Source organism: Micromonospora sp. NPDC003816, assembly GCF_042874705.1.
Classification (GTDB): domain Bacteria; phylum Actinomycetota; class Actinomycetes; order Mycobacteriales; family Micromonosporaceae; genus Micromonospora.
The window spans coordinates 127,502-150,671 of the sequence record NZ_JBIANP010000003.1; the positions used below are offsets into that span (position 1 = coordinate 127,502).

The window sequence follows — 23,170 nt, forward strand, 5'->3', positions numbered from 1 at the left end:
AGTCAAGGTTGTTAACAGCGATCATGGAGCGTGACGACGCTCGGTGATCGTCAACTTTGGGTTGACGACTGCGGGTCGTCAACCTATGGTTGACGCATGACGAATCCGGTCCAGATGAACAATCCCGTCCGGCTCGACGACCTGATCCAGGCCATCAAGCAGGCCCATCCCGACGCGCTCGACCAGCTCACCGACGCGGTGATGGTCGCCGACCACATCGGCGAGGTCGCCGACCATCTCATCGGTCACTTCGTGGACCAGGCCCGCCGCTCCGGCGCCTCCTGGACCGAGATCGGCCGCAGCATGGGAGTGAGCAAGCAGGCCGCGCAGAAGCGCTTCGTGGCCAAGAGCGACGCCGGGCCGATCGACCCGCAACAGGGGTTCAACCGCTTCACCCCGCGCGCCCGCAACGTGGTGATGGCCTCGCAGAACGAGGCCCGCGCCGCCGGCAACGCCGAGATCGGCCCGGCGCACCTGGTGCTCGGGCTGCTCGCCGAGCCGGAGGGCCTGGCCGTGAAGGTGCTGGCCGCCGAGGGCGTCACGGCCGGGGCGGTACGCGAGGCGGCCACCGCCGCGCTGCCGCCCTCCGTCGGCGAGGTCCCGGATCTGATCCCGTACGACGCGGCCGGCAAGAAGGCGCTGGAACTGACCTTCCGCGAGGCGCTGCGCCTGGGGCACAACTACATCGGCACCGAGCACATCCTGCTGGCGCTGCTGGAGCAGGAGGACGGCGAGGGCGTGCTCACCGGCCTCGGTGTGGAGAAGGCCGCCGTGGAAGCGGGCACCGCGGCGGCCCTGGCCAAGGTCCGGGTGTTCGAGTAGCGGATCAGGGCGCGGTGGGGAAGCCGTACCGGGCGGCGTGCTCCGGGTCCTCCGGCTCGATCTGGCGCAGCCCGGCGTCGGCGAGGCGCTTGTTGACCTCGTCCAGGTGCTCACGCACCAGTCGGGCCTCCTCCTCGGTGACCCGCCCCCGGTGCGGCTTGCCGGCGTGGTCGATGGTGCCGTAGTCGATCTTCTCCGGGGCGCGTCGCGCCTTCGGTGGGCGTACCCGCTCGGCGGTCTTGAGCAGTTGTGCCATCGGCATGTCGGTGGCCATCGCGTCGAACTCGCTCGCGGTCAGCACCACCCGGCGCGGCTCACCGTTGCCGTGCCGGTCGTGGATCTCGACCACCGCCACGTCCAGCGCGGCGTCGTCGATGTTCTCCACCTCCACCGGCGTCGCATCCAACTGCACGGGCCCGGCCACCAGGTCAGGATGCTCGACGACGACGACGCGGACCGCCTCGTCGTCGGGACCCAGCACCGTGCCGCTGAAGTCGGAGACGCGGATCGTCTTCTTGCCCATGTGCGCAGTTGCTCCCGTCGTGGCCTGTCGGAGGACCAGCAGACGTTACCCGACAGGTGTGCGAAAGGACGCGCTGGCTCGCCGGGCCGGCCCGGGTGCCGGGGGCCTCAGAGCGTGTTGAGGTGGCGGCGGGAGGAGTAGCCCGCCGGCAGTTCGTTGAGGTCGTGCCAGGAGAGGGCACCGAGGCCGGCGCGGTGACCGCCGTAGGAGAGCTGACCCGGGAAGTGTTCGGCGCACCGTCGTATCCGTCGGGTGTCCTGCGCGGAGCGGTCGTTCGGCTGAATCGGCATGTCCCCCACCGTTTCAAAGAAAGTTGTCCATGTATGGAAATGGATATGACGGTCGATCGATGACCCGGGTTCCCGGCCGAGGCGTTGGTCACCCGATCGGTACCACCGCGCCCAGTGCCCGACGTACCGTGATCGGCGGAGGCCGGAGCGACGGTGCGGAGGTGGGCGATGCTCGACCGGCGGCTCCACCTGCACCTGGCGACCTGGCTCGGGCAGTGGCCGGCAGGTCCCGGGCTGCACGTGGTCTGCTCCACCCGGCGCGCCCGCCCGGCCTGGGACGGCCGGTTGCGGCCGGCCGTCGCGGTCACCGCCGGCACGAGCACCGTGCTCTCGGTGGCCCCGGACCGGGTCGCGGCGGTACGCGACCTGGCCCGGCGTCCGGAGTCGCTGCCGGACGCGTTGCCGGCGGCGGTCGGTCATCCGAGCTGGGTGGTACACGACGACGTGTTCCGCTGGAGCGTCGCTCCCGCGCCCCTGCCCGACGTCGGTGAGTGGGTGCCGCCCGGTTCCGCCGGCCTGCCGTCCTGGTTGCGCCTGTTCGACCGGCCGGTCCTGGTGGTGCGGGACGTGCGGGGTCGTTACCTGGCCGGCGTCGGCGTCAAGCGGCACGACCGGCACGGGCACGAGTTGGCGGTGGGTACGCAGCCGGCCGCCCGGGGGCGCGGACTGGCCCGGCGGTTGGTGGCCCAGGCCGCGCGTCGGGTGCTCGCGGACGGCGCGGTGCCGACCTATCTGCACGCCCGGGACAATGCCGCCTCGGCCCGGGTGGCGGAGGCGGCGGGTTTCCCCGACCGGGGCTGGCGGTCGTACGGCGTCTATCCGGGCTGACGGTCGACCTGACGGCAGGGCGCGGACCGTGGATCCCGGGCCGGATCCACGGTCCGCAGCCTCCCCCCAGGCCCATGTGCGGCTCGATGTGATCACGCTACGTATCTGAGTGGTGGTCGGCAAGTAGCCACCGCGTGGTCTGCGGTGTCGAAAAGTGGACTTGACCTGCCCGGACGCATCGATGTGGATCGGCTGCGGGGTGACTCAGCGTGTGGTTTCGGCGTGCCCGGTCAGGCCCAGTGCCTCGGCGGCGGCCCGCCCGTTGGCGTGGCTCGCGCCGAAGGTGGTGACGAACGCCTGGACGCCGGCCGGTCGCCACGCGGCCGGCCACCCCATCTCGACCACCGCCACCGGATGCGTGGCGGCCAGCGCGGCGGCGAGTTCCGGGCCGCCGGGCAGCCGGTGCAGGTGGCGCCCGACCAGCACGATCGGGCGGGTGCCGGCACGGCGGCGCAGCGCCTCCGGGTCGGCCTCGGTGGCCACCACCCGGATCTCCTCGGTGCCGTCGAGGTGCGGGCCGAGCCCCCACGGCACCCGTCCCTCGGCGACGGTGGAGCGGGCGTGCACCTGCACCACCAGTGGCTGGTCCAACCCGGCCAGGACGCCCTCCACCCGGACCGCCCGGCGCGCGGCGGCGTACCCGAGGTCGGCGGGGACGGTGACCTCGGACCGCGCGGTCCGGGTCCAGGCGGCGAGGGCGGCGACGCGGTCGGCGGCCTGCTCCACCCGGGCGCGGTCGAGCCGGCCGTCGCCGAGCGCGGCGACGATCTCGGCGGCGACGGCCTCGACCAGGTCCGCGTCGACCTTGGCGCCGATGCAGAGCAGGTCGGCTCCGGCGGCCAGGGCCCGCACCGCACCCGGTGCGACGCCACCGGCGGCGAGGGTGGCGCCCCGCATCTCCAGCGCGTCGGTGACCACGACGCCGTCGAAGCCGTACCGGTCGCGCAGCAGGTCGGTCAGGACGGCGCGGCTGAAGGTGGCCGGCCCGTCGCCGGTCAGTGCGGGAACCCGGATGTGTGCGGTCATCACGGCCTTCGCCCCGGCCGCGATCACCGCGGCGAACGGTGGCAGGTCGCGCTGGCGCAGGAGGTCGGGCGAGGCGTCCACGGTGGGCAGCTCGTGGTGGGAGTCGGCGATCGTCGCGCCGTGGCCGGGGAAGTGCTTGGCGCAGGCGGCAACTCCGGCGGCCTGGAGCCCGGTGGTCGCCGCCGCCGAGTGGGCGGCCACCCGGACCGGGTCGGCCCCGAACGAGCGGGTGCCGATGACCGGGTTGTCGTCGGCGCTGTTGACGTCGACGGTGGGTGCGAGGTCGACGGTGATGCCCAGGGCGGCCAGCTCCGCGCCGATGGCGTGGTAGACCCGGCGGGTGAGGGCCACGTCGCCGATCGCGCCGAGCGCCGCGTTGCCCGGGTACGGGCTGCCGGTGGCGTGCGCCAGTCGGGTGACGTCACCGCCCTCCTCGTCGACGGCGATCAGCACGTCGGACCGTCCGGCCCGCAGCGCGGCCGTGGCGGCCGCAACCTGCTCCGGCCGATGGATGTTGGTGCCGAACAGGGTGTGCCCGGCCAGCCCCTCGGCCACCAGCTCGACCGCCCAGTCGGGCGGGACCGGCCCCGGGTACGCGGCCAGCAGGGTGCCCAGCGCCAGCCGGCGGAGTCCCGGATCGATCCCCATGGAGGCGTCTCCTCTCGGTGCCGGCCGGTGCGGATCTCGTACCGGGTCGGCCGAGAGCCCTGCTTCCACCCGGCCGATACGCTACGGCTACCCGTTCCAAGGTCGGTTTACTGTTGTCAAAGCTAGATAGTTAGCAAAGTTTACTAATACATGAGGACATGGCATGAGTGCGACCCGGTTGCCCGGCACCCCACGTCTGTTGCGCGCCCTCAACGACCGTGCGGCGCTGGAACTGCTGCTGGAACAGGGGCCGCTGACCCGGGCTCGGCTCGGTGAGCTGACCGGCCTCTCCAAGGTCACCGCATCCCAACTGGTGGAGCGGTTGGAGGAGCGGGGGCTGGTCGCCCGGGTGGGTGAGCAGGCCGGTGGTCGGGGGCCGAACGCCCAGCTCTACGCGGTGCGCCCGGGCAGCGCGCACGTGGTCGGCGTGGACGTCGGCCCGGAGCGTGTGGTGGCCGCCTGCGCCGACATCACCGGCGCGGTGATCGGTCGGGTCGAGCAGTCCACCCGGGACACCGACGACCCGGTCGGCGTCGTGCACAACGCGGTGGTGCAGGTGGCCGGCAGTGCCGGTGCCCAGCTGTCGAGCGTACGGCGGATCGTGCTCGGCACCCCCGGCCTGGTCGACCCGGGCACCGGCGACATCACCTTCGCGTTCAACCTGCCGCGCTGGCACCGGGGTCTGCTCGCCGCGCTCCGCGACGACCTGGACACCCCGGTGGTCTTCGAGAACGACGTGAACCTGGCCGCGGTGGCCGAGGCGCAGTCCGGTGCGGCCCAGGGGCTGTCGGACTTCGTGCTGGTCTGGGTCGGTGCCGGTGTCGGCCTGGCGATCATGCTGGGTGGGCGGCTGCACCACGGCAGCAGTGGCGCGGCCGGCGAGATCGGCTACCTGCCGGTGCCCGGCGCGCCCATCCCGCGCGACGTCTCCCGGCGGGCCAAGCCCGCCTTCCAGCAACTGGCCGGTGCCGACGCGGTCCGCGCGCTGGCCCGCGAGCACGGCTACCCGGACGCCGGGGCGGCCGACGCCGTCCGCGCCGCGATCGCCGACGGCACCGCCGGCGGACCGATGCTCGACGAGGTGGCCCGTCGGCTGGCCCTGGGCGTGGCGAGCACCTGCGTGGTGCTGGACCCGCCGCTGGTGGTGCTCGCCGGTGAGGTGGGGCAGGCCGGCGGGGCGGCGTTGGCCGAACGGGTGCAGCACGAGGTGGCCGCCATCACGCTGGTCCGCCCCCGGGTGGTGTCCACCGGGCTGACCGAGGAACCGATCGTGCACGGGGCGTTGCGGACCGCGCTGGACGCCGTCCGGGACGAGGTCTTCGGCTCCACGGTCGGCTGAGCCGCCGATGCCGTCCATGTGAAGGAAGTCTTCAGCATCGGCCCGGAGGTGGCAAGGAGCTGCCGCCTCCGGGCCGGCGTCAGGTCAGGTCAGGTCAGGTCGCGGCGCCGGAACAGCGCGAAGGCGGTCACGGTGAGCCCGACGGTGAGCGACAACAGCACGGCCAGTGCCGGTCGCCAGGTCAGCGTGTAGAGACCGTCGCAGTAGCTGGAGAGCAGATTGGTGCAGGCGCTGTCGTCCCAGAGCTCGACCCTGCCGGTGAGCCACGCCCAGACGTAACTGGTCAGCATGAGTTGGTCGGGTCGGGCCGTCCCGACAATCTCCAGCACGATCCGGCCGCCCAACTCCCACACCACCAGATACGCGGCCACCGCCCCGAGCGCCGCCGAGGTGTGCCGGCCCATCGTGGCCACGGCGAAGCCGATCGCCGTGGCCAGGAGCACCAGCACCAGGCCCCGGACCCAGATCGTGCCCAACCCGCTCCAGAACGTCGGGTTCGTCGGGCCGGGATGGCCGGCCAGTTGGGCGATCGTCCAGAAGGTGACCAGGTAGGTCGCCGAGGCGAGCAGGGACAGGGCCAGCACCGCCCCGAGCAGCGTGCCGAGCTTGGTGCCCAGCACCGTCATCCGGCGCGGTCGCCACAGCAACAGGTTCACCACGCCGCCGGAGTTCAGGTCGGCGCCGATCGCCGAGGCCCCCACCAGGAAACCGAACAGCACCAGGAACGCCACGAGGAAGTACAACAGCGGCTCGGCCTGCCGGGTGAAGGTGAACACGCCGTCGAGGTAGTCGGCCGCCACCGGCAACCGGTCCCGGAGCGCCGGATCGACCTCGCTGCAGTCGGCCGGCAGGTAGCCGTCCTCCTCCCGGGGCGGCGAACCCTGCTGTCGGGCCAGGCACCGGTCGTGCTCCAACTCCAGTCCGCGCCGGTCGTCGGCGGCCTGTCGCTGGGCCGCGGCCAACTCGGCCGGACTGGGACTGTGCGAACCGGCGATCGTGGTGCCGGCGGTGACCACGAAGGCCAGCGCCAACAACGCCACCATGAGCTGGACGAAACGGCGGGCCGCCAACCGTTCCGCCTCGGCACGGATCAGGTTCACGCGCCCACCTCCCGGACGCCGAGGTCGATCTCCCGGCCGACGGTCGTGTCGTCCGACGTGTCGTGCACCTGCCGGGGCACCCCCACCGGCCCCGGTGCGCCGGTCAGATCCAGGAAGACGCTCTCCAGATCCGGGCGCAGCGGCGTCAGTTCGCGTACCCAGACGCCCTGCTCGCCCAGCGTCCGGTTGACCAGCGCCGGATCCGGCACCCCCTCCACCACCAGATGGTCGGCGTGCCCGGTGACCGTCAACCCGGCGGCCACCAGCAACTCCTCGGCCCGGCCCAGGTCGTCGGCGCGGACCAGGCACTCGTGCCGGTCGTGGCCGGCGAGCACCTCCGCCACCGGACCGCTGGCGGCCCGTCGCCCCCGCGAGATGATCGTGACGTGGTCGCAGATCACCTGGATCTCGGCCAGGATGTGGCTGGACACCAGCACGGTCACCCCGCGCTCGGCCAGCGCCCGCATCAGGTCACGCATCTCCCGGATGCCCGCCGGGTCCAGCCCGTTCGCCGGCTCGTCGAGGATCAACAGCTCCGGTTGCTTGAGCAGCGCCGAGGCCACCGCCAGACGCTGCTTCATGCCGAGCGAGTAACCCTTGACCCGCTCGTGCGCCCGGTCGAGCAGACCGACCTGCTCCAGCACGTCGTCGACCCGGGCGATCGGTACACCACCGGCCAGCGCGAGCAGCCGCAGCGTGCGGTACGCGGTGAAGTTGCCGAAGAACTGCGGACTCTCCACGATCGCGCCCACCCGGCCCGCCACCTGGGGCAACTGCTCCGGGGCGGAGGCGCCGAGCACCCGCATCCGGCCCTGGTCGGCGCGTACCAGCCCGAGCAGCGCCCGCAACGTGGTCGTCTTGCCCGACCCGTTCGGGCCGAGGAACCCGTGCACCTGACCGGCCTCGACCAGCAGGTCGAAGCCGTCGACCGCGACGCGGCTGCCCCGACGCAGGCTACGGAAGGTCTTCCGTAGACCGTCGATCTCGATGACCGCACTCGCCATGAGCCGCCCTTCGGGTGAGCAATGACACGGCGCCCCACCCTACGGCGGGCGCGTACGCCCGTGGGGGCAGCCCGCTGCTGCGTGGTTGGATGGGCGGGTGACTGGTGACCTGATCCCTGGCGCCGGTGGCGCCACCCCCGCCCCCTCACCCGTGGACGCGGATCTGGTGGTCAGCCTCGACGGCGTCGCCGTACGCCGGTCCGGCACCGCCCTGCTGCACGATGTGGACTGGCGGGTCGAACTGGACGAACGCTGGGTGGTGCTGGGCCCCAACGGCGCCGGCAAGACCACGTTGCTCAACCTCGCCGCCGGGCGGCTGCACCCGACCACCGGCACCGCACACGTGCTGGGCGAGCGGATCGGCCGCACCGATGTGACCGAGCTGCGTACCCGCATCGGGCTCGCCACCGCCGCGCTCGCCGAGCGTCTGCCCGCCGACGAGCGGGCCGTGGACGTGGTGATGACCGCAGCCTGGTCGGTGGTGGGCCGCTGGCGGGAGAGCTACGACCCGGCCGACGAGTCCCGGGCCCGGGCGCTGCTCGACCAGCTCGGGGTCGGCGCGCTGACCGACCGGACGTACGGCACGCTCTCCGAGGGCGAGCGCAAGCGGGTGCAGATCGCCCGGGCGCTGATGACCGACCCGGAGCTGCTGTTGCTGGACGAACCGGCGGCCGGGCTCGACCTCGGCGGCCGCGAGGACCTGGTGGGCCGGCTCGCCGAGCTGGCCCAGGACCCGGACGCCCCGGCGTTGGTGCTCGTCACGCACCACGTGGAGGAGATCCCGCCCGGCTTCACCCACGCGCTGCTGCTGCGCGACGGCGCCGTGATGGCCCAGGGGCTGCTGGCCGACGTCCTCACCGCCGACAACCTGACCAAGACCTTCGGCCTACCGCTGCTGGTCGAACGCCACGGCGAGCGGTACACGGCCCGCGCCGCGTGAAAGGAGGGGTCCCCTGCTAACGCCTGCGGTATAGCAGGGGACCCCTCCTTTCACCTCAGACGAGCCAGCCAGCACGAGCCAGCCAGCACGAGCCAGCCAGCACGAGCCAGCCAGCACGAGCCAGCCACACGAGCCAGCCGGAGGAGGCTTTCGTGCCCCAGACCCGGGTCGCCGTGGTGGGCAGCGCGAACATGGACCTGGTCGCCACCGCCCCGGCCCTGCCCCGGCCGGGGGAAACCACGCTCGGCACCGACTTCGTCACGGTGCCCGGCGGCAAGGGGGCGAACCAGGCCATCGCCGCCGCCCGCGCGGGTGCCGCCAGCACCTTCCTCGGCGCGATCGGTTCCGACTCGTTCGGGGTGACCCTGCGGGCCCGGATCGCCGCCGCCGGGGTCGACACCAGCCACCTCCGCACCAGTTACGGCGCCTCCGGGGTGGCCCTGGTCATGGTCAACGCCGCGGGCGAGAACGCGATCCTGGTGACGCCGGGCGCGAACGGCTCGATGACCGCGCTCACCGAGGGCGAACTGGCCGCCGTACGGGACGCGGACGTGCTGGTCGCCCAGTTGGAGATCCCGGTGGAGACGGTGACCGAGGCGGCGGTGGCCGCCCGGGCGGCCGGCACCCGGGTGGTGCTCAACGCCGCGCCGGCCGTTCCGTTGCCGCCGGACCTGCTGGCCGCCGTGGACCTGCTGGTGGTCAACGAGAACGAGGCGCAGACGTACACCGGTCGGGGCCGGGACGAGCCGCAGGCGCTGCTCGACCTGGTGCCCCGGGCGGTGCTCACCCTCGGCGCGCAGGGCGCCTGGTACGGCGACCGGGACGGTGTCGCCGCGCACGTGCCCGCCGTGCCGGTGGACACGGTGGACTCGACGGCCGCCGGGGACGCGTTCACGGCCGCGCTCGCGGTGGCCTGGGGCGAGGGCCGGGACCTGGTCGACGCGGTCCGCTGGGCGGCGGCGGCCGGCGCGGCCTGCGTCCGTCGGCTCGGCGCGAGCGTGTCGCTGCCGCACCGGGCCGACATCGACCAGCTCTACGTCCCGGCACCCTGACCGGGACGGCCGGTCGGGCGTCCGCCGCCGTGTCCCGGTGCGGTGTCGGCGTCGGTGCGGAACGCCCGGCGGTACGCCGACGGTGAGGTCCGCATCGCCCGGGCGAAGTGGTGGCGGTAGGTGACCGACGTGTCGAAGCCGACCGCGGCGGCGATCTCGGTGACCGGTGCGTCGCTCGTCTCCAGCAGCGCCAGGCTGGCCCGGATCCGCTGGTCGATCAGCCACCGGATCGGGCTGGTGCCGGTGGCACGGGCGAAGTGCCGCAGGTAGGTGCGCGGTGACATGTGCGCCTGCCGGGCCAGCGTCGCCACCGTCAGCGGTGCGGGCAGGTGCGCCAACGCCCAGGCGAGGCTGCCGGCGATCCGGTCGTCGTCCGGGCCGGTGGTCACCGGGGCCTCGATGAACTGCGCCTGACCGCCGTCGCGGTGCGGCGGGATCACCAGCCGCCGGGCCACCGCGTTGGCCACCGCCACCCCGTGGTCCCGCCGGACCAGGTGCACGCAGAGGTCCAGACCGGCGGCGCTGCCCGCGCTGGTGAGCACGTCACCGTCGTCGAGGTACAGCACGTCGGGATCCACCGTCACCTGCGGGTAGCGGCGGGCCAGCAGGTCGGCGTACCGCCAGTGGGTGGTGGCCCGGCGCCCGTCGAGCAGGCCGGCGCCGGCCAGCGCGAACGCGCCGGAACAGAGGGAGACGAGCCGGGCGCCGCCCCGGTGCGCCCGGCGCAGGGCGGCCACCAGTTCGGGTGACGGCGTGCCGTGCACGTCGGGCACCCCGGGCACGATCACCGTCCCGGCGGCGGCCAGGTCGTCCAGGCCGTACGGGCTGTGCAGGCCGGCGCCGCCGACCAGCGGCACCGGGCCGGGCCGTTCGGCGCAGAGCCGCAGCGTGTACCAGGGCACGCCCAGCTCGGGCCGGGGCAGACCGAAGACCTCGGTGACGAATCCGGTCTCGAAGACCGACATCCCCGGGTACGCGAGCACGGCGACGGTGCGGTCCGCCGGAGTCATGGCGGGATGTTAGCGCAGTACGGCGGCAGCGCCACTCGTCGTCGACGGCGTACCGGCCGAGAATCGGTGCATGTCACGTGTTTTCGCGGTGCCGGCCGCCACGCCGGAGGCCGCCGTCACACAGTTCCTGGACCGGCTCCGGTTCGAGACCGACGTCGCCGACGTGCACGCCGACCTGACCGCCGGGGTGCCCGATCTGGTGGTGGTCGACTCCCGGAGCGACGACGCCTGGGAGCAGGGGCATCTGCCTGATGCCCTGCACCTGCCCACCGCGCGGATCGCCACGGAGGCGGCGGTGACGGTGCCACCCGGGGCGCGGGTGGTGACGTACTGCTGGGGCCCCGGTTGTGACGGCGCCACCCGGGCGGCGTTGGAGTTCGCCCGGCTCGGCTATCCGGTCAAGGAGATGCGCGGCGGGTACGAGTACTGGGCGCGGGAGGGCCTGCCGGTGGTGACCGGGACCGGCATCACGCAGCGACCGGTGGACGAGCTGACCGCACCCCGCCGCGCCGCCTGCGGCTGCTGACCGTTCTCTCCGGCCACCGCCCGCGACCGCCGGTTGTCTCCCCGGGGGCGCGGGCGGCGGACCGGCACCGCGTCGGGTGGTGTCAGCCGGCGTCGTCGCTCAGCTTTTCGCCCCGTCGTCGCAGCATGCCCAGGCCGGGGATGCCGGCCACGGCGAGCTTGAGGTCCCGGGTGACGTCGAGCAGGTCGTGCAGGTCCGGACCGACCCGGTCCAGCGTGGCCAGGATCGGCAGCACGTCCGAGGTGAGGTGTTCCCGGAGCCTCGGCAACTCGTCGACCAGGCGTACGGCGGCGGTGACCTCCTCCTCGCTGAGCTGCTCGACGAAGTGGTGGGCCATCGGGGCGGCCCGGCGCAGCGCCGGCTCGTACGCGGCCAGCAGCTCGGCCGCCGTCGCCGCCGCCTCGGCCGCCGCGCCCACCGTGCCGGCGGCCCGGCCGGTCACCGACGTCGCCGTGTCGACCACGCCCTCGGCCGTGCGGGTCACCCGCTCGGCACCGGCCACCACCGTGGCGGCGGCCGTCGACACCTGCTCGGCGGTGGCCACCACGGTGGCGGCGGCCGCCGACACCCGCTCGGCCTCACCGATCACCCCGGCCGCCGTGGCGGTCAGCTCGCTCGCCTGCCGCACGGCGGTGGTGGCCGCCGCGCTGATCACCGCCACCTCGCGGACGGCCACGTCGGCGTCGGTGAGCATCTGGTCGGTGCGGTCCAGGGTCTGCTCGACCCGGTCCACCACACCCTCGATCCGGTCCACCACGCCGTTGATCCGGTTCAGCAGCTCCTCCACGCCGTCCAGCACCGCGAACGCGCGGGTCGGGACCGCCGCGAACGACGCGGCCTGGTCGAGGGCGGATCGGGTGAGACCGACGACCGAGGTCGGCCGGGGAAGGGGGATCGCCATGCCGTCAAGTGTGCGCCGCCCCGGCCAGCGGCACCGGGCGGCCGGTCGTCAGTGGTCTCCCTGCTGCTCCACGGCGCGTTGCACCGCCCGGTAGATCTGCCCGAACCGCAGCGCGTCGGGCGTGCGCAGCACCATCACCTCCTGACCCCGGTACTGCACCCACAGCTCGTTGACCCGGTTCCCGCGCTCGTACGAGCGGTCCAGCCAGCCGAGCGGGATCTCCAGGAACGGCACCAGCGCCAGCGCGACGACCACGCAGGCGACGAAGACGATCAGTGCGGGCATCCACTCGCCCCGGTCCGAGGCGGACCAGGCCAGCGAGATCACGCAGATCAGCGCGATGAGCGGGGGCAGGGAGAGCAGGAGGACCAGGACGCCCCGGCCGAGCACCCGCCCCCGTACGGCGAGGGTGGTCTGTCCCTTGGCGTGCCAGACGTAGGTCACTTCGGTCAGCGGGATGACGTGTCCTGCGGCCCGGATCGACTCCGACGTCACCTGCACCGTGTCGTCCCGGTAATAGAGCGCCATCACTAAGCCTAACCACCTCCGGGCGTTCCGTGTCTGTCACGCGGAGGTCAGCGTCGCCTCATGCGGAGGTCGGCCCGGTCAACGACGGCGGGGCGGGCGGGCCGGTTCGTTCGCCTCCATGGCCCGTTGCACGGCGCGGTAGATCTGCCCGAAGCGCAGCGCGTCCGGGGTCTGGAGCAGCCGGACGGGGTGTCCCCGCCAGCGGATCCACACCTCCCGCTGGCGGCTGCCCCGGGCGTACGAGCGGTCGAAGTACTCGAAGAGCTGGTCGGCGATGGGCCCGGCGGCCAGGCCGATCAGCACCGAGGTGCCGATGATGGCGACGGTGACGGTCGGCGACCGGTCGAGCCAGATGCCGATGACGATGCCGATGACGGCGAAGACCAGCGGGACGATCATCGCCGCGCCGAGGGCGCCACGTCCGGCCAGCACCCGCCAGGACAGGGTGCCCCGGTGGTGCCAGAGCTCGCTGATCTCGGTCAGCGGGTACGAGTCACCGTCGACGGTGACGGCGCGTGAGGTGACCTGTACGGACCTGTCGTCGTAGTACGTGACCATCGCGGGAACTCCGGGTGGTGGGACTGGCGGCCAGACTACGTGTCCGACCAGGTGCGCCGTAAGGTTGGCACGGACTTCAACGAGGAAGTGAGGGTCAGCGTGGGTGAGTTCGTGCGGCTGGAGACCAGGGACGGCATCGGCACCATCCGGTTGGACCGGCCACCGATGAACGCGCTCAACACCCAGGTGCAGGAGGAGTTGCGGGCCGCCGCGTCGGCCGCCACCACCGACCCCGAGGTCCGCGCGGTCATCGTGTACGGCGGGGAGAAGGTGTTCGCGGCCGGTGCGGACATCAAGGAGATGGCCGACATGTCCTACGTGGACATGTCCGAGCGGGCGGCCGACCTGTCCAGCGCGCTCGGCGCGATCGCCCGGATCCCCAAGCCGGTGGTGGCCGCGATCACCGGGTACGCCCTCGGTGGCGGCTGCGAGCTGGCGCTGGCCTGTGACTGGCGGGTGGTGGCCGAGGACGCCAAGCTCGGCCAGCCCGAGATCAAGCTCGGCATCATTCCCGGTGCCGGCGGCACCCAGCGGCTGGCCCGGCTGATCGGGCCGGCACGTGCCAAGGATCTGATCATGTCCGGTCGGATGGTGGACGCGTCCGAGGCGCTGCGGATCGGTCTGGCCGACCGGGTCGCGCCGGCCGGCGAGGTCTACGACGCGGCGGTGGCGCTGGTGCAGCCGTACCTGCGCGGCCCGGTGCAGGCGCTGCGGGCGGCGAAGCTCGCCGTGGACGGCGGCCTGGACATGGCCCTGAACTCCGCCCTGGCCTGGGAGAGTCAGCTCTTCGCGGCGCTGTTCGCCACCGACGACCGGCGGGAGGGTATGGCGGCGTTCGTGGCGAAGCGGAAGCCGGACTTCACCGGTCGATGAAGATGGTTCACATTCCAGCTACCGGCCAGTAGCGTGTGACTCCGGTCGCCGACGAGAAGGAGCGGGAATGACGGAGCGGATCGAGGGGCACGGCGGGGAACTCGCACTCGCGGCGCTGCGCGCGTACGGGGTGCGGGAGATGTTCACCCTCTCCGGCGGGCACGTGTTCCCGCTCTACGACGCCGCGTACAAGTCCGACTTCCCGATCTACGACGTGCGGCACGAGCAGTCCGCCGTCTTCGCCGCCGAGGCGGTGGCGAAGCTCCAGCGTCGCCCCGGCCTGGCCGTACTCACCGCCGGACCGGGCGTGACCAACGGAGTGTCCGGCCTGACCAGCGCGTACTTCAACGCCTCGCCGGTGCTGGTGATGGGCGGCCGGGCCCCGCAGTTCCGCTGGGGCTCGGGCAGCCTCCAGGAGATGGACCACCTGCCGCTGGTCGCCCCGGTCACCAAGCACGCCGAGACGGTGTTCACCGCCGACGACATCCCCCGGGCCGTCGCCGCCGCACTGCGCACCGCGCTCACCCCGCACCGGGGGCCGGTCTTCCTCGACTTCCCGCTGGAGGCGATCTTCTCGGTGGGCGACGCCGAGCTGCTGACGGCGACGGGCGTCGAGCCGGTCGAGGCCGACCCCGACGAGGTGGCCGCCGCCGCGCGGCTGATCGCCGGTGCGGCCCGTCCGGTCATCGTCGCCGGTTCCGACGTGTACGCCGGTGACGCCGTGGACGCGCTGCGCGCCGCCGCCGAGGCGCTCACCGTGCCGGTCTTCACCAACGGCATGGGTCGGGGCGCCCTGCCGCCGGAGCACCCGCTGGCCTTCGCCAAGGCCCGCCGGGTCGCGCTCTCCGGCGCCGACGTGGTCGTGGTGGTCGGCACCCCGCTGGACTTCCGGCTCTCCTTCGGTGACTTCGGTGACGCCAAGGTGGTGCACGTGGTGGACGCGCCGAGCCAGCGCGCCTCGCACGTCGAGACGGCCGTCGCTCCCGCCGGTGACCTGCGGGCCGTGCTCACCGCCTTCGCCGAGTACACCGGCGACCGGGCCGACCACGCGGACTGGGTGGCGCAGTTGCGCACCGCCGAGGACGCCGCCAAGGCCCGCGACGCCGAGGAGATGGCCGCCGAGACGGACCCGATCCGGCCCGCCCGTGTCTACGGGGAACTGCGCAGGGTCCTCGCCTGCGACGCGGTCACCATCGGCGACGGCGGCGACTTCGTCTCGTACGCCGGGCGCTACCTGGAGCCGGCCCAGCCCGGCACCTGGCTCGACCCGGGCCCGTACGGCTGCCTCGGCACCGGCATGGGTTACGCGATGGGGGCCCGGATCACCCACCCGGACCGGCAGGTCTGCGTGCTGATGGGCGACGGCGCGGCCGGCTTCTCGCTGATGGACGTCGAGTCCCTGGTCCGGCAGAAGCTGCCGGTGGTGATCGTGGTCGGCAACAACGGCATCTGGGGTCTGGAGAAGCACCCGATGCGGGCCATGTACGGCTACGACGTCGCCGCCGACCTCCAGCCCGAGCTGCGGTACGACCACGTGGTGAGCGCGCTCGGCGGGGCGGGGGAGACGGTCGCCAAGCCGGCCGATCTGGGTCCGGCCCTGGCGCGGGCGTTCGACGCGGGAGTGCCGTACCTGGTCAACGTGCTCACCGACCCGGCCGACGCGTACCCCCGCTCCTCGAACCTGGCCTGAGCGCGGTACCCCGCCCCGGCCGGTTCACACCTCGGGGCGGGGTTCCTCGCGCGGCGGGTCGCCCTCGCGTCGGCGCAGGTCGTCCTCGCGCCGCCGCAGGTCCTCCTCCCAGCGCTGGAAGAGTTCCTGGTCCTCCTTGCGGGACCGCTCCTGGATCGAGCGCAGGAACTCGGGGTCGTCGTCCGGGGCGAGCGGTCGCTGCGGGCCCCGTTCGGTGGGTCGGCCGCCCGTCGAGAACATGCCGCCGTCGGCCTTGCGCTCGCGCCCGGCGACGAACCAGGCGATCGAGCCGATCAGCGGGGCGAAGAGGATCATCAGCACCCAGGCGATCCGGGGTAGGTGACGGATGTCGTCTTCCTCGGCGGAGAGGCAGCTGATCAGGGCGCAGACGGCGAGGACGACCTGCACCACGAAGAGGAGGATGTACAGCCGGGCCATGTACCCATCATGTCCTACCCGACGGGATGGTCACACCCCGCGCAGCACCAGCAGCACGCCGAGCAGGGCGAATCCGGCCGTCCCCAGCCCGACCAGGGCGAGCGTACGACCGCCGCGGGCAGCCGCGCCGACGGTGCTGCTCCGCCGCCAACAGAGCGTGACGACCGCCACCCAGCCGAGCACGGCCAGCGCGGCCGGCAGTGCCCCGGCGGGGCCGCCGGTGAGGGCGAGCCGGACGGCCAGCAGCACCACCACGGTCATCGCCAGCGCGGTGCGTCGCCAGGCCAACCGGGTCCGTTCGGGTTGCAGTCCGGGGTCGCGGGTCGCGCTCATCGGCCCACCGCACCCACCAGCACCGCCACCGTGAGCAGCAGCGCGCCGAGCGCGACGACCAGGGCGAGCACGGCCGGGAACCGGGACGCGGGCAGTTCCCTGCCGAGCCGGATGGCGCGTTCGCTGCGCGCCCAGTGGTCCACCGCCCGCAGCGCGACCACGCCGCCGAGCAGCAGCAGCGCCACCGAGATCACCTCGCGCAGGTAGGACGCCGGCATCTCCGGCAGGAACTGCGCGGCGGCGAGCCCACCGGCGATCAGTGCCAGCCCGGTACGCAGCCAGGCCAGGAACGTCCGCTCGTTGGCCAGCGAGAAGCGGTAGTCGGGGGTGTGCCCCACCGACCGCATCTCCTGCGGGTCGAACCAATTCTTGATCAACTGCCACACGCAGGTGATTATCCGGTTCCGGTCGGGCATAACTGGAAACATGACGGATCTTGACGCGATCACGTTGCGTACGGCGTACGACACCCATCTGCGGCCAGGTCTGCCCGCTCCGGTGCCGGACGGGGTCCTGGTGGAGCGGGACGGTCCGGTGTTCCGGGTGTGCGGGCTCGACAGCCGGTGCCTGGTGACCTATCGCGATCTCGGCGGTCTGACCGGCACCGAGCTCGACGGGTTGATCGCCCGACAGGTGGCGGCCGCCGTCGAGCGAGGTGAGCCGGTGGAGTGGAAGCTGCACGGTCACGACGAGCCGGCCGACCTGCCGCAGCGGCTGCGCACGGCCGGGTTCGTCCCGGAGTCGGAGGAGTCCGTCATGGTGGGGCCGGTCGCGCCACTGGCCTCCGCGTTGCCGGTGGTGCCCGAGGGCGTGCACCTGCGTGAGGTGACCGGTCGTGCGGACCTGGAGCGGATCGCGGAGCTGGAGACGCAACTCTGGGGTGCGGACCTGTCCGGCCTGGCCGACGGGCTGGCCCGGGAGATCGACGCCGACCCGCAGTCGATCACCGTGGTGGTGGCCGAGGCGGACGGGACGCTGGTCAGCGCGGGCTGGGTGCGGTATCCGGCGGAGAGCACCTTCGCCACGCTCTGGGGCGGCTCGACCCGGCCCCAGTGGCGGCGTCAGGGGATCCACCGGGCGCTGGTCACCTACCGGGCCCGGTCCGCCGGTCAGCGCGACCGGACGCTGTTGCAGGTCGACGCCGGTGCGGAGAGCCGTCCGCTGTTGGAGCGGCTCGGCCTCGTCGCGGTCACCACGACCACGCCCTACGTCTACACTCCGTGATCATGACGCAGCGGCTGACCGACGAGGAGAAGCTGACCCTCAAGACGGGCGCCTTCGGCGCGGTCCTCATGGTCTCGAACGCCGAGCCCGGCCTGCTGGCGGTGTTCCGGGAGAGCTTCGCCGCCTCCGGGGCGATCTCCGAGGCCAGCGGAGTGGTGAAGGAGGCGCTGACCAGCGGGCCGCTGCCGAGGCTGCCGCGCGACTCGGCGCTGGAGATCGAGTCGGTGGTGCTGCCGGCGCTGCGCCGGGCGGTCGGCATCCTCACCGAGAAGGCGCCGCAGGACGTCGGGGTCTACCGCGAGGTGGTGCTGGCCGCCGCGGACCGGACCGCCCGCGCCCACCAGGGGGTCAGCCCGGCGGAGGCCGAGGCGATCGGTCGGATCAGGGACGTCCTGGGCGGGGCGTCCTGACCGGTGATGCCTCCGGTGAGCTGCGTCACGCCGGTCGCGCGGGGAAGCCGATGCTACCGACAGGTAACATCGCGTCGTGGGCAACTGCACAGCAGCCCACGGTTGACCTGACGGCAACAGACACGCAAGGCTGCGCCCCAGACCAGGGCGATTGAGCACACCACCACAGCAGGAGGGTCGTCGAAGCGCGATGAACATCGTCGTACTCGTCAAGCAGGTGCCCGACTCGGGCGCGGACCGCAACCTGCGAACTGACGACAACACTGTCGACCGCGGTTCGGCGAGCAACGTCATCAACGAGATGGACGAATACGCCATCGAAGAGGCGTTGAAGATCAAGGAGGCGCACGGCGGCGAGGTGACGATCCTGACCATGGGTCCGGACCGGGCGACCGAGTCGATCCGCAAGGCGCTGTCGATGGGGCCGGACAAGGCGGTGCACGTGGTGGACGACGCGCTGCACGGCTCCTGCGCGGTGGCCACCTCCAAGGTGCTGGCCGCGGCGCTGGGCCAGCTCGGCGCGGACCTGGTGCTCTGTGGCGCCGAGTCGACCGACGGCCGGGTGCAGGTGCTGCCGCACATGCTGGCCGAGCGGCTGGGGGTGGCGGCGCTGACCGGCGCCCGCAAGCTCACCGTCGACGGCAGCACGTTGACCGTGGAGCGGCAGACCGAGGAGGGCTACGAGGTGGTCACCGCCTCGACGCCGGCCGTGGTCTCCGTCTGGGACACCATCAACGAGCCCCGGTACCCGTCGTTCAAGGGGATCATGGCCGCCAAGAAGAAGCCGGTGCAGACGCTGGGCCTGGCCGACCTGGGCGTGGCCGCCGACGAGGTGGGCCTCGCCGGGGCGACCAGCACGGTGCTGGAGCACAGCAAGCGTCCGCCGCGCTCCGGTGGGGTCAAGGTCACCGACGACGGCTCCGGTGGCGCCCAGTTGGTCGAGTTCCTCGCCACCGAGAAGTTCGTGTGAGGGGTGTGGGACATGTCTGAGGTTCTCGTCGTCGTCGAAGCCACTCGGGAGTTCGGCGTCAAGAAGGTCACCCTGGAGATGCTCACCCTCGCGCGCGAGCTGGGCACTCCGGCGGCGGTGGTGCTCGGCGGCGCCGGTGCCGCCGACGCGCTCGCCGGCAAGCTGGGCGAGTACGGCGCGGAGAAGATCTACGCCGCCGAGGGTGAGGAGATCGACGGTTACCTGGTGGCGCCCAAGGCCACCGTGGTCGCCGACCTGGTCAAGCGGGTCCAGCCGGCCGCCGTCCTGCTCGCCTCCTCACAGGAGGGCAAGGAGATCGCCGCCCGGCTGGCGGTCAAGCTGGACAACGGCATCCTGACCGACGTGGTGGCCCTGGCCGCCGACGGCACCGCCACCCAGGTGGCCTTCGCCGGCTCGACCGTGGTCACCTCCAAGGTGACCCGTGGCCTGCCGCTGGTCACCGTCCGGCCGAACTCGGTCACCCCGGCCCCGGCCGCCGCCACCCCGGCGGTGGAGCAGCTCACGGTGACCGTCGGCGACACCGACAAGCTGGCCAGGGTCGTCGACCGGGTGGCCGAGCAGAAGGGCTCGCGCCCCGAGCTCACCGAGGCCGGCGTGGTGGTCTCCGGTGGTCGTGGTGTCGGCAACGCCGACAACTTCACGCTGGTCGAGGAGTTGGCCGACCTGCTCGGCGGCGCCGTCGGCGCCTCCCGGGCCGCCGTCGACTCCGGGTACTACCCGCACCAGTTCCAGATCGGTCAGACCGGCAAGACCGTCGCCCCGCAGCTCTATGTGGCGCTCGGCATCTCCGGTGCGATCCAGCACCGGGCCGGCATGCAGACCTCGAAGACGATCGTCGCCGTCAACAAGGACGGCGAGGCGCCCATCTTCGAGCTGGCCGACTTCGGCGTGGTCGGCGACCTGTTCAAGATCGTGCCGCAGGCCGCCGAGGAGATCCGCAAGCGCAAGTGAGACGTGAGCACGAAGCCGCCGGCCGGGAGACCGGGCGGCGGCTTCGTCGTCTGCGCCGAGGGAGCTGATCGGCGGGCCGGGGAGCTGATCCGGCCCGCCGATCAGCCCGTCAAGGAGCCCCTCAACAGGCTGTCGCCGGAGTGGGCGGTGTCGTTGTCGAACTGTTCGGCGGAGACGTCGACAACAGAGTACTTCCCCAGGTCGACGGTGGGCGGGAGCGGCAACAGCACCTCGCTGCCGGTGCCGAGCACGCCGATCGAGAACATCTCCATGGTGCGCGGGTCGATGAGCCAGACCTCGTAGTACCCCGACACGGCCGGGAGATTCGCCACATGCAGATGAAGCTCGCCGCTGTCGAGGACCCGCACGTCCCCACGGGCCTGTGGCGGCGTGCTGCCGTACGCGTCGAGTCGGGCGCTGGCCACCACCGCCTGGGCCGGTGGCGCCGGGTCGGTCGCGCCGCCGCCCAGCACGACCGCGGTGCCGACCACCCCGACGGCGGCGGCGGCCACCGCCGTGGTCGCGGTCGCCAGCCAGCGCGGCACCCGGCCACGCCGGCCCCGTGCCGCCGGGCCTCCGCCGGTGACCGCCGGGCGGCCGGGGGCCGCCGACGTGTCGCCGGTACGCGGACCGGGCGCGCGTCGCCGCGCGTCGGCGGTCAGCCCGGGCAGGTCCTGCGCGGCCCGGATCTCGGACGTGATGCCCTGCCAGAGGTGCTCCGGCGGATCGGGCAGGTCGCGCAGCCCCTGGGTGGCGGCACCGAGACCGGCGACGTGCCGCAGGTTCTCCAACTCGCCACGACAGTGCGGGCAGCCGTCGAGGTGGGTGCGGTCGACGTCCTCCGCCTCGCTCTCACCGAGTGCCAGAAAGACCAGCCGATCGTGCTCCAGGTGCGGCACCGTCCACCTCCCATCTGCGCTTCAGGCTCGCCATGCCCCGTCGGATGTGACTCTTGACGGTACCCAGCGGCACACCGGTCACCGCCGCGATCTGCTGGTGGGTCAGATCGTCGAAGAAGGCCAGCTCCAGCATGCGTCGCTGGTCGGCGGGGAGTCGCGCGAGCTCGTCGGCGACCACCAGCCGATCGACCACGACGTCCGGGTCCACGCCGGGTGCGACCGGCTCGGGCAGTTGGCGGACCGCCTCGGTGACCCGGTTGTCCCGGCTGACCGACCGCAGCCGGTCCACCACCTTGCGCCGGGCGATCCCGAGCAGCCAGCCGACCAGGGAGCCCCGGGCGGGATCGAAGGTGTCCCGGCCGAGCCAGGCGGCGACGAAGGTGGCCTGGGTGACGTCCTCCGCGTCGCTGCGGTTGACCAGGGTGCTGGTGGCCAGATGGAACACGGCACGGCCGTAGCGGTCGTACGCCTCGCGTAATGCCAGTTCGTCGCCGTGGCGGAACCGGTCGGCGAGGTCGTCCTCGGGTGTCCCCGGCTCGTGCCGGGACCCGTTCACGGGACAGGTCGCCTGGTTGGGGGCATGCCCGACTGTAGCTCTCACCGGCGCTGTCCCCTCTGTCGACCCAGCGGCTCCTCGATGTCTCTTCGCTCGGGACCGCCCCGCCGGATGCGGTGGAGAGGAAGAAAAGAAAGTCGAATCCCGGCGCATCCAGGCGACGGCGTACCGGCGTAACTCGGGATGTCAGCAACACCAACGAACCAGTACGAACCATCAGGAGGCAGACATGCAGCTCGCGTACCTTCGTCGGGTCGCGGCAGGCGGCGCGGTCGCCGCGCTGACCTTCGTCGCCGCCGGCGTCGCCACCGCCACCCCGGCCTACGCCGCCACCTCGAAGGTCTCCGTCGTGCACGGCATCCCGGACACCCCGGTCGACGTCTACGTCAACGGCGAGAAGACGCTCGAGGGATTCAAGCCCGGTGACGTGGCGGGTCCGCTGGACCTGGCCGAGGGGCGGTACGACCTCGCGCTGACCAAGCCGGGCGAGCCGATCGGGCAGGCCATCCTGACCGTGGACGACGCCGAGGTGCCGGGCGGGGCGAACCTCAGCCTCGCCGCCCACCTCGACGCCGAGGGCAAGCCGAAGATCACGCCGTTCGTCAACGACACCGCCAAGGTGGACGCCGGCAAGGCCCGGCTGATCGTCCGGCACACCGCCGCCGCTCCGGCGGTGGACGTACGGGCCGGTGGCACGCCGGTCTTCGAGGACCTGACCAACCCGAACGAGGCCAAGGGCGACGTGGACGCGGGGAGCGTCTCGGCGGACGTGGTGCTCGCCGGCACCGACACGGTGGTGATCGGGCCCGCCGACCTGAACCTGCGCGAGGGCACCGCGACGATCGTCTACGCCATCGGCTCCGCCGAGGGCGAGAACCTGGACATCGTGGCGCAGACCATCACCGGGCTGCACTCGGCCCCCTCCGGCGTGCCCAGCGGCACCGGCGGCCAGGCCGGGACCGGGCTCACCACCGGCTGGTACGTCCTGGCGGGTGTCGGGGTGCTGCTGCTGGTGCTGGGCGGCGTCCGGGTGGCCGGCACCGTCTCGGGTCGCCGGTGAGCGTCGTCAACCGGGCGGCGCTGGCGGCACTCGCCGCCGGCGCCGCCGCGCTCACCGTGACCGCCGTGGTGGCCGTCGCCTCCCGTCCGTCGGGAAGTGTCGGCGCCGAGCAGGCCGCCGCACTGGCCAGTCCGACCCCGTCGGCCGTGGCGCCGAGCGTGGCGGTACGCCCCGGCGGGCTACCCGACGCGGAGACCCCGGTGCCCCCGGTACGCCTGCGGATCCCCGCGATCGAGGTCGTCGCACGGGTGGAGCCGGTCGGGGTGGACGCGCGCAGCGGCGAGTTCGACGTGCCGCCCAGCGTGGACCGGATCGGCTGGTACCGCTTCGGTCCCGGCCTGGAGGCCGACGCCGGTTCGGTGGTGATCGCCGGCCACGTCGACAGCGCGGAGCAGGGCCGGGGCGCCTTCTGGCGACTGCGGGAACTCGCGCCGGGCGACACGCTCACGGTCACCGGCGCCGACGACACGCCACGCGACTACCGGGTCGTCGCTCGGGAGGAGTACGACAAGACGAAGATCCCGCTGGAGCGCTACTTCGCCCGTGACGGCCGGCCCCGGCTGACGCTGATCACGTGCGGCGGACCGTTCGACGCCCAGGCCCGCAGGTATCGCGACAACATCGTGGTGACGGCGGTTCCGGCGTGACCA

General features: G+C 72.9%; 28 protein-coding genes. 14 read left to right on the forward strand and 14 right to left on the reverse strand.

All coding sequences use genetic code 11. From position 1 onward, the window contains the following. The first annotated feature begins 96 nt into the window (after positions 1-96). Positions 97-822 (forward strand): Clp protease N-terminal domain-containing protein, encoded by a 726-nt coding sequence (locus ACFYTT_RS11495; RefSeq protein WP_131054447.1) that lies wholly within the window; start codon positions 97-99, stop codon positions 820-822. A gap of 4 nt (positions 823-826) precedes the next feature. Here the strand turns inward: ACFYTT_RS11495 and ACFYTT_RS11500 are convergent, their stop codons facing one another. Beyond that, complete coding sequence (locus ACFYTT_RS11500; RefSeq protein WP_131054446.1) at positions 827-1,345, reverse strand: hypothetical protein; 519 nt, start codon at positions 1,343-1,345, stop codon at positions 827-829. Positions 1,346-1,452: 107 nt separating this feature from the next. After that, a complete protein-coding gene (locus ACFYTT_RS11505) occupies positions 1,453-1,635 on the reverse strand; it encodes a hypothetical protein (protein ID WP_131054445.1) in 183 nt (60 codons plus the stop codon). 168 nt (positions 1,636-1,803) lie between these two features. Here ACFYTT_RS11505 and ACFYTT_RS11510 point away from each other — a divergent pair, with 168 nt between their 5' ends. Then, positions 1,804-2,463, forward strand: a complete 660-nt coding sequence (locus ACFYTT_RS11510) for a GNAT family N-acetyltransferase (protein WP_387258811.1) — start codon at positions 1,804-1,806, stop codon at positions 2,461-2,463. A 204-nt stretch (positions 2,464-2,667) separates the two neighbouring features. Here ACFYTT_RS11510 and ACFYTT_RS11515 read toward each other — a convergent pair whose 3' ends face one another. Continuing rightward, positions 2,668-4,137, reverse strand: a complete 1,470-nt coding sequence (locus ACFYTT_RS11515) for a glycoside hydrolase family 3 N-terminal domain-containing protein (RefSeq protein WP_357212908.1) — start codon at positions 4,135-4,137, stop codon at positions 2,668-2,670. Between the two features lie 163 nt (positions 4,138-4,300). Between ACFYTT_RS11515 and ACFYTT_RS11520 the strand changes: the two genes are divergently transcribed. Further along, positions 4,301-5,476, forward strand: coding sequence for an ROK family transcriptional regulator (locus ACFYTT_RS11520; RefSeq protein WP_357212910.1), 1,176 nt, complete (start codon positions 4,301-4,303; stop codon positions 5,474-5,476). Positions 5,477-5,565: 89 nt separating this feature from the next. Here the strand turns inward: ACFYTT_RS11520 and ACFYTT_RS11525 are convergent, their stop codons facing one another. Next, entirely contained in the window at positions 5,566-6,576 is a 1,011-nt protein-coding gene (locus ACFYTT_RS11525; protein ID WP_387258813.1) for an ABC transporter permease subunit, read from the reverse strand. Next, a complete protein-coding gene (locus ACFYTT_RS11530; protein ID WP_387258815.1) occupies positions 6,573-7,580 on the reverse strand; it encodes an ABC transporter ATP-binding protein in 1,008 nt (335 codons plus the stop codon). Before ACFYTT_RS11530 ends, ACFYTT_RS11525 begins: the two co-directional genes overlap by 4 nt. A 97-nt stretch (positions 7,581-7,677) precedes the next feature. Between ACFYTT_RS11530 and ACFYTT_RS11535 the strand changes: the two genes are divergently transcribed. Both ACFYTT_RS11535 and ACFYTT_RS11540 read left to right on the forward strand, forming a co-directional pair. Then, positions 7,678-8,520 (forward strand): ABC transporter ATP-binding protein, encoded by an 843-nt coding sequence (locus tag ACFYTT_RS11535; RefSeq protein ID WP_387258817.1) that lies wholly within the window; start codon positions 7,678-7,680, stop codon positions 8,518-8,520. Positions 8,521-8,672: 152 nt separating this feature from the next. Continuing rightward, the gene (locus ACFYTT_RS11540; RefSeq protein WP_176092897.1) at positions 8,673-9,572 is read left to right on the forward strand and encodes a ribokinase; all 900 of its coding nucleotides are present in this window, start codon (positions 8,673-8,675) and stop codon (positions 9,570-9,572) included. Here the strand turns inward: ACFYTT_RS11540 and ACFYTT_RS11545 are convergent. Continuing rightward, positions 9,554-10,582: a helix-turn-helix domain-containing protein gene (locus ACFYTT_RS11545; protein ID WP_176092898.1), complete on the reverse strand. Its 1,029-nt coding sequence runs from the start codon at positions 10,580-10,582 to the stop codon at positions 9,554-9,556. The two genes, ACFYTT_RS11540 and ACFYTT_RS11545, sit on opposite strands and share 19 nt — an antisense overlap. Before the next feature lie 70 nt (positions 10,583-10,652). Here ACFYTT_RS11545 and ACFYTT_RS11550 point away from each other — a divergent pair, with 70 nt between their 5' ends. Continuing rightward, positions 10,653-11,108 carry a rhodanese-like domain-containing protein gene (locus tag ACFYTT_RS11550; protein WP_176092899.1) on the forward strand — a complete coding sequence of 152 codons (456 nt, stop codon included), beginning with the start codon at positions 10,653-10,655 and terminating at the stop codon, positions 11,106-11,108. A gap of 82 nt (positions 11,109-11,190) precedes the next feature. On the opposite strand, the gene ACFYTT_RS11555 is transcribed toward ACFYTT_RS11550, so the two are convergent. The 3 genes from ACFYTT_RS11555 to ACFYTT_RS11565 all read right to left on the reverse strand — a co-directional run bounded on the left by ACFYTT_RS11555 (position 11,191) and on the right by ACFYTT_RS11565 (position 13,095). Continuing rightward, positions 11,191-12,009, reverse strand: coding sequence for a hypothetical protein (locus ACFYTT_RS11555; RefSeq protein ID WP_387258820.1), 819 nt, complete (start codon positions 12,007-12,009; stop codon positions 11,191-11,193). Between the two features lie 48 nt (positions 12,010-12,057). Next, complete coding sequence (locus tag ACFYTT_RS11560; RefSeq protein ID WP_387258822.1) at positions 12,058-12,537, reverse strand: DUF6232 family protein; 480 nt, start codon at positions 12,535-12,537, stop codon at positions 12,058-12,060. A gap of 78 nt (positions 12,538-12,615) precedes the next feature. Beyond that, a complete protein-coding gene (locus ACFYTT_RS11565) occupies positions 12,616-13,095 on the reverse strand; it encodes a DUF6232 family protein (protein WP_131054624.1) in 480 nt (159 codons plus the stop codon). Positions 13,096-13,194: 99 nt separating this feature from the next. Between ACFYTT_RS11565 and ACFYTT_RS11570 the strand changes: the two genes are divergently transcribed. Further along, positions 13,195-13,968 carry an enoyl-CoA hydratase/isomerase family protein gene (locus ACFYTT_RS11570; RefSeq protein ID WP_387258824.1) on the forward strand — a complete coding sequence of 258 codons (774 nt, stop codon included), beginning with the start codon at positions 13,195-13,197 and terminating at the stop codon, positions 13,966-13,968. Between the two features lie 67 nt (positions 13,969-14,035). After that, the gene (locus ACFYTT_RS11575) at positions 14,036-15,658 is read left to right on the forward strand and encodes an acetolactate synthase (protein ID WP_387258826.1); all 1,623 of its coding nucleotides are present in this window, start codon (positions 14,036-14,038) and stop codon (positions 15,656-15,658) included. 24 nt (positions 15,659-15,682) lie between these two features. On the opposite strand, the gene ACFYTT_RS11580 is transcribed toward ACFYTT_RS11575, so the two are convergent. From ACFYTT_RS11580 to ACFYTT_RS11590, 3 genes are read right to left on the reverse strand one after another with little or no spacing between them, the layout of a single operon-like run. Beyond that, positions 15,683-16,096, reverse strand: coding sequence for a PLD nuclease N-terminal domain-containing protein (locus ACFYTT_RS11580; protein WP_131054627.1), 414 nt, complete (start codon positions 16,094-16,096; stop codon positions 15,683-15,685). 30 nt (positions 16,097-16,126) lie between these two features. Continuing rightward, positions 16,127-16,429 (reverse strand): DUF202 domain-containing protein, encoded by a 303-nt coding sequence (locus ACFYTT_RS11585; protein ID WP_387258828.1) that lies wholly within the window; start codon positions 16,427-16,429, stop codon positions 16,127-16,129. After that, the gene (locus ACFYTT_RS11590; RefSeq protein WP_131054629.1) at positions 16,426-16,815 is read right to left on the reverse strand and encodes a DUF202 domain-containing protein; all 390 of its coding nucleotides are present in this window, start codon (positions 16,813-16,815) and stop codon (positions 16,426-16,428) included. The genes ACFYTT_RS11585 and ACFYTT_RS11590 overlap by 4 nt, the downstream gene beginning before the upstream one ends. Before the next feature lie 40 nt (positions 16,816-16,855). Here ACFYTT_RS11590 and ACFYTT_RS11595 point away from each other — a divergent pair, with 40 nt between their 5' ends. From ACFYTT_RS11595 to ACFYTT_RS11610, 4 genes are all read left to right on the forward strand, one after another. Next, complete coding sequence (locus ACFYTT_RS11595; protein ID WP_387258831.1) at positions 16,856-17,653, forward strand: GNAT family N-acetyltransferase; 798 nt, start codon at positions 16,856-16,858, stop codon at positions 17,651-17,653. Next, complete coding sequence (locus ACFYTT_RS11600; protein WP_131054631.1) at positions 17,650-18,063, forward strand: hypothetical protein; 414 nt, start codon at positions 17,650-17,652, stop codon at positions 18,061-18,063. Before ACFYTT_RS11595 ends, ACFYTT_RS11600 begins: the two co-directional genes overlap by 4 nt. 190 nt (positions 18,064-18,253) lie before the next feature. Then, complete coding sequence (locus ACFYTT_RS11605) at positions 18,254-19,033, forward strand: electron transfer flavoprotein subunit beta/FixA family protein (protein ID WP_131054632.1); 780 nt, start codon at positions 18,254-18,256, stop codon at positions 19,031-19,033. Positions 19,034-19,045: 12 nt separating this feature from the next. Then, a complete protein-coding gene (locus tag ACFYTT_RS11610) occupies positions 19,046-20,005 on the forward strand; it encodes an electron transfer flavoprotein subunit alpha/FixB family protein (protein WP_176092906.1) in 960 nt (319 codons plus the stop codon). Between the two features lie 101 nt (positions 20,006-20,106). Here ACFYTT_RS11610 and ACFYTT_RS11615 read toward each other — a convergent pair whose 3' ends face one another. Next, complete coding sequence (locus ACFYTT_RS11615; RefSeq protein WP_176092907.1) at positions 20,107-20,904, reverse strand: anti-sigma factor; 798 nt, start codon at positions 20,902-20,904, stop codon at positions 20,107-20,109. Further along, entirely contained in the window at positions 20,858-21,460 is a 603-nt protein-coding gene (locus tag ACFYTT_RS11620; RefSeq protein WP_176092908.1) for an RNA polymerase sigma factor, read from the reverse strand. Before ACFYTT_RS11620 ends, ACFYTT_RS11615 begins: the two co-directional genes overlap by 47 nt. A 229-nt stretch (positions 21,461-21,689) precedes the next feature. Between ACFYTT_RS11620 and ACFYTT_RS11625 the strand changes: the two genes are divergently transcribed. Beyond that, on the forward strand, positions 21,690-22,520 hold the full coding sequence (locus tag ACFYTT_RS11625; protein ID WP_131057029.1) for a DUF4397 domain-containing protein: 831 nt from the start codon (positions 21,690-21,692) through the stop codon (positions 22,518-22,520). Then, positions 22,517-23,167 (forward strand): class F sortase, encoded by a 651-nt coding sequence (locus ACFYTT_RS11630; RefSeq protein WP_176092909.1) that lies wholly within the window; start codon positions 22,517-22,519, stop codon positions 23,165-23,167. The genes ACFYTT_RS11625 and ACFYTT_RS11630 overlap by 4 nt, the downstream gene beginning before the upstream one ends. Positions 23,168-23,170: the final 3 nt, after the last annotated feature.

What these genes read in the sequence shown, in the direction of transcription:
- ACFYTT_RS11495 (WP_131054447.1), top strand. Translation starts at nt 97, where the DNA reads ATGACGAATCCGGTCCAGATGAACAATCCCGTCCGGCTCGACGACCTG.
- ACFYTT_RS11500 (WP_131054446.1), bottom strand. Translation starts at nt 1,345, where the DNA reads ATGGGCAAGAAGACGATCCGCGTCTCCGACTTCAGCGGCACGGTGCTG.
- ACFYTT_RS11505 (WP_131054445.1), bottom strand. Translation starts at nt 1,635, where the DNA reads ATGCCGATTCAGCCGAACGACCGCTCCGCGCAGGACACCCGACGGATA.
- ACFYTT_RS11510 (WP_387258811.1), top strand. Translation starts at nt 1,804, where the DNA reads ATGCTCGACCGGCGGCTCCACCTGCACCTGGCGACCTGGCTCGGGCAG.
- ACFYTT_RS11515 (WP_357212908.1), bottom strand. Translation starts at nt 4,137, where the DNA reads ATGGGGATCGATCCGGGACTCCGCCGGCTGGCGCTGGGCACCCTGCTG.
- ACFYTT_RS11520 (WP_357212910.1), top strand. Translation starts at nt 4,301, where the DNA reads ATGAGTGCGACCCGGTTGCCCGGCACCCCACGTCTGTTGCGCGCCCTC.
- ACFYTT_RS11530 (WP_387258815.1), bottom strand. Translation starts at nt 7,580, where the DNA reads ATGGCGAGTGCGGTCATCGAGATCGACGGTCTACGGAAGACCTTCCGT.
- ACFYTT_RS11545 (WP_176092898.1), bottom strand. Translation starts at nt 10,582, where the DNA reads ATGACTCCGGCGGACCGCACCGTCGCCGTGCTCGCGTACCCGGGGATG.
- ACFYTT_RS11550 (WP_176092899.1), top strand. Translation starts at nt 10,653, where the DNA reads ATGTCACGTGTTTTCGCGGTGCCGGCCGCCACGCCGGAGGCCGCCGTC.
- ACFYTT_RS11555 (WP_387258820.1), bottom strand. Translation starts at nt 12,009, where the DNA reads ATGGCGATCCCCCTTCCCCGGCCGACCTCGGTCGTCGGTCTCACCCGA.
- ACFYTT_RS11560 (WP_387258822.1), bottom strand. Translation starts at nt 12,537, where the DNA reads ATGGCGCTCTATTACCGGGACGACACGGTGCAGGTGACGTCGGAGTCG.
- ACFYTT_RS11565 (WP_131054624.1), bottom strand. Translation starts at nt 13,095, where the DNA reads ATGGTCACGTACTACGACGACAGGTCCGTACAGGTCACCTCACGCGCC.
- ACFYTT_RS11575 (WP_387258826.1), top strand. Translation starts at nt 14,036, where the DNA reads ATGACGGAGCGGATCGAGGGGCACGGCGGGGAACTCGCACTCGCGGCG.
- ACFYTT_RS11580 (WP_131054627.1), bottom strand. Translation starts at nt 16,096, where the DNA reads ATGGCCCGGCTGTACATCCTCCTCTTCGTGGTGCAGGTCGTCCTCGCC.
- ACFYTT_RS11585 (WP_387258828.1), bottom strand. Translation starts at nt 16,429, where the DNA reads ATGAGCGCGACCCGCGACCCCGGACTGCAACCCGAACGGACCCGGTTG.
- ACFYTT_RS11595 (WP_387258831.1), top strand. Translation starts at nt 16,856, where the DNA reads ATGACGGATCTTGACGCGATCACGTTGCGTACGGCGTACGACACCCAT.
- ACFYTT_RS11605 (WP_131054632.1), top strand. Translation starts at nt 18,254, where the DNA reads ATGAACATCGTCGTACTCGTCAAGCAGGTGCCCGACTCGGGCGCGGAC.
- ACFYTT_RS11610 (WP_176092906.1), top strand. Translation starts at nt 19,046, where the DNA reads ATGTCTGAGGTTCTCGTCGTCGTCGAAGCCACTCGGGAGTTCGGCGTC.
- ACFYTT_RS11625 (WP_131057029.1), top strand. Translation starts at nt 21,690, where the DNA reads ATGCAGCTCGCGTACCTTCGTCGGGTCGCGGCAGGCGGCGCGGTCGCC.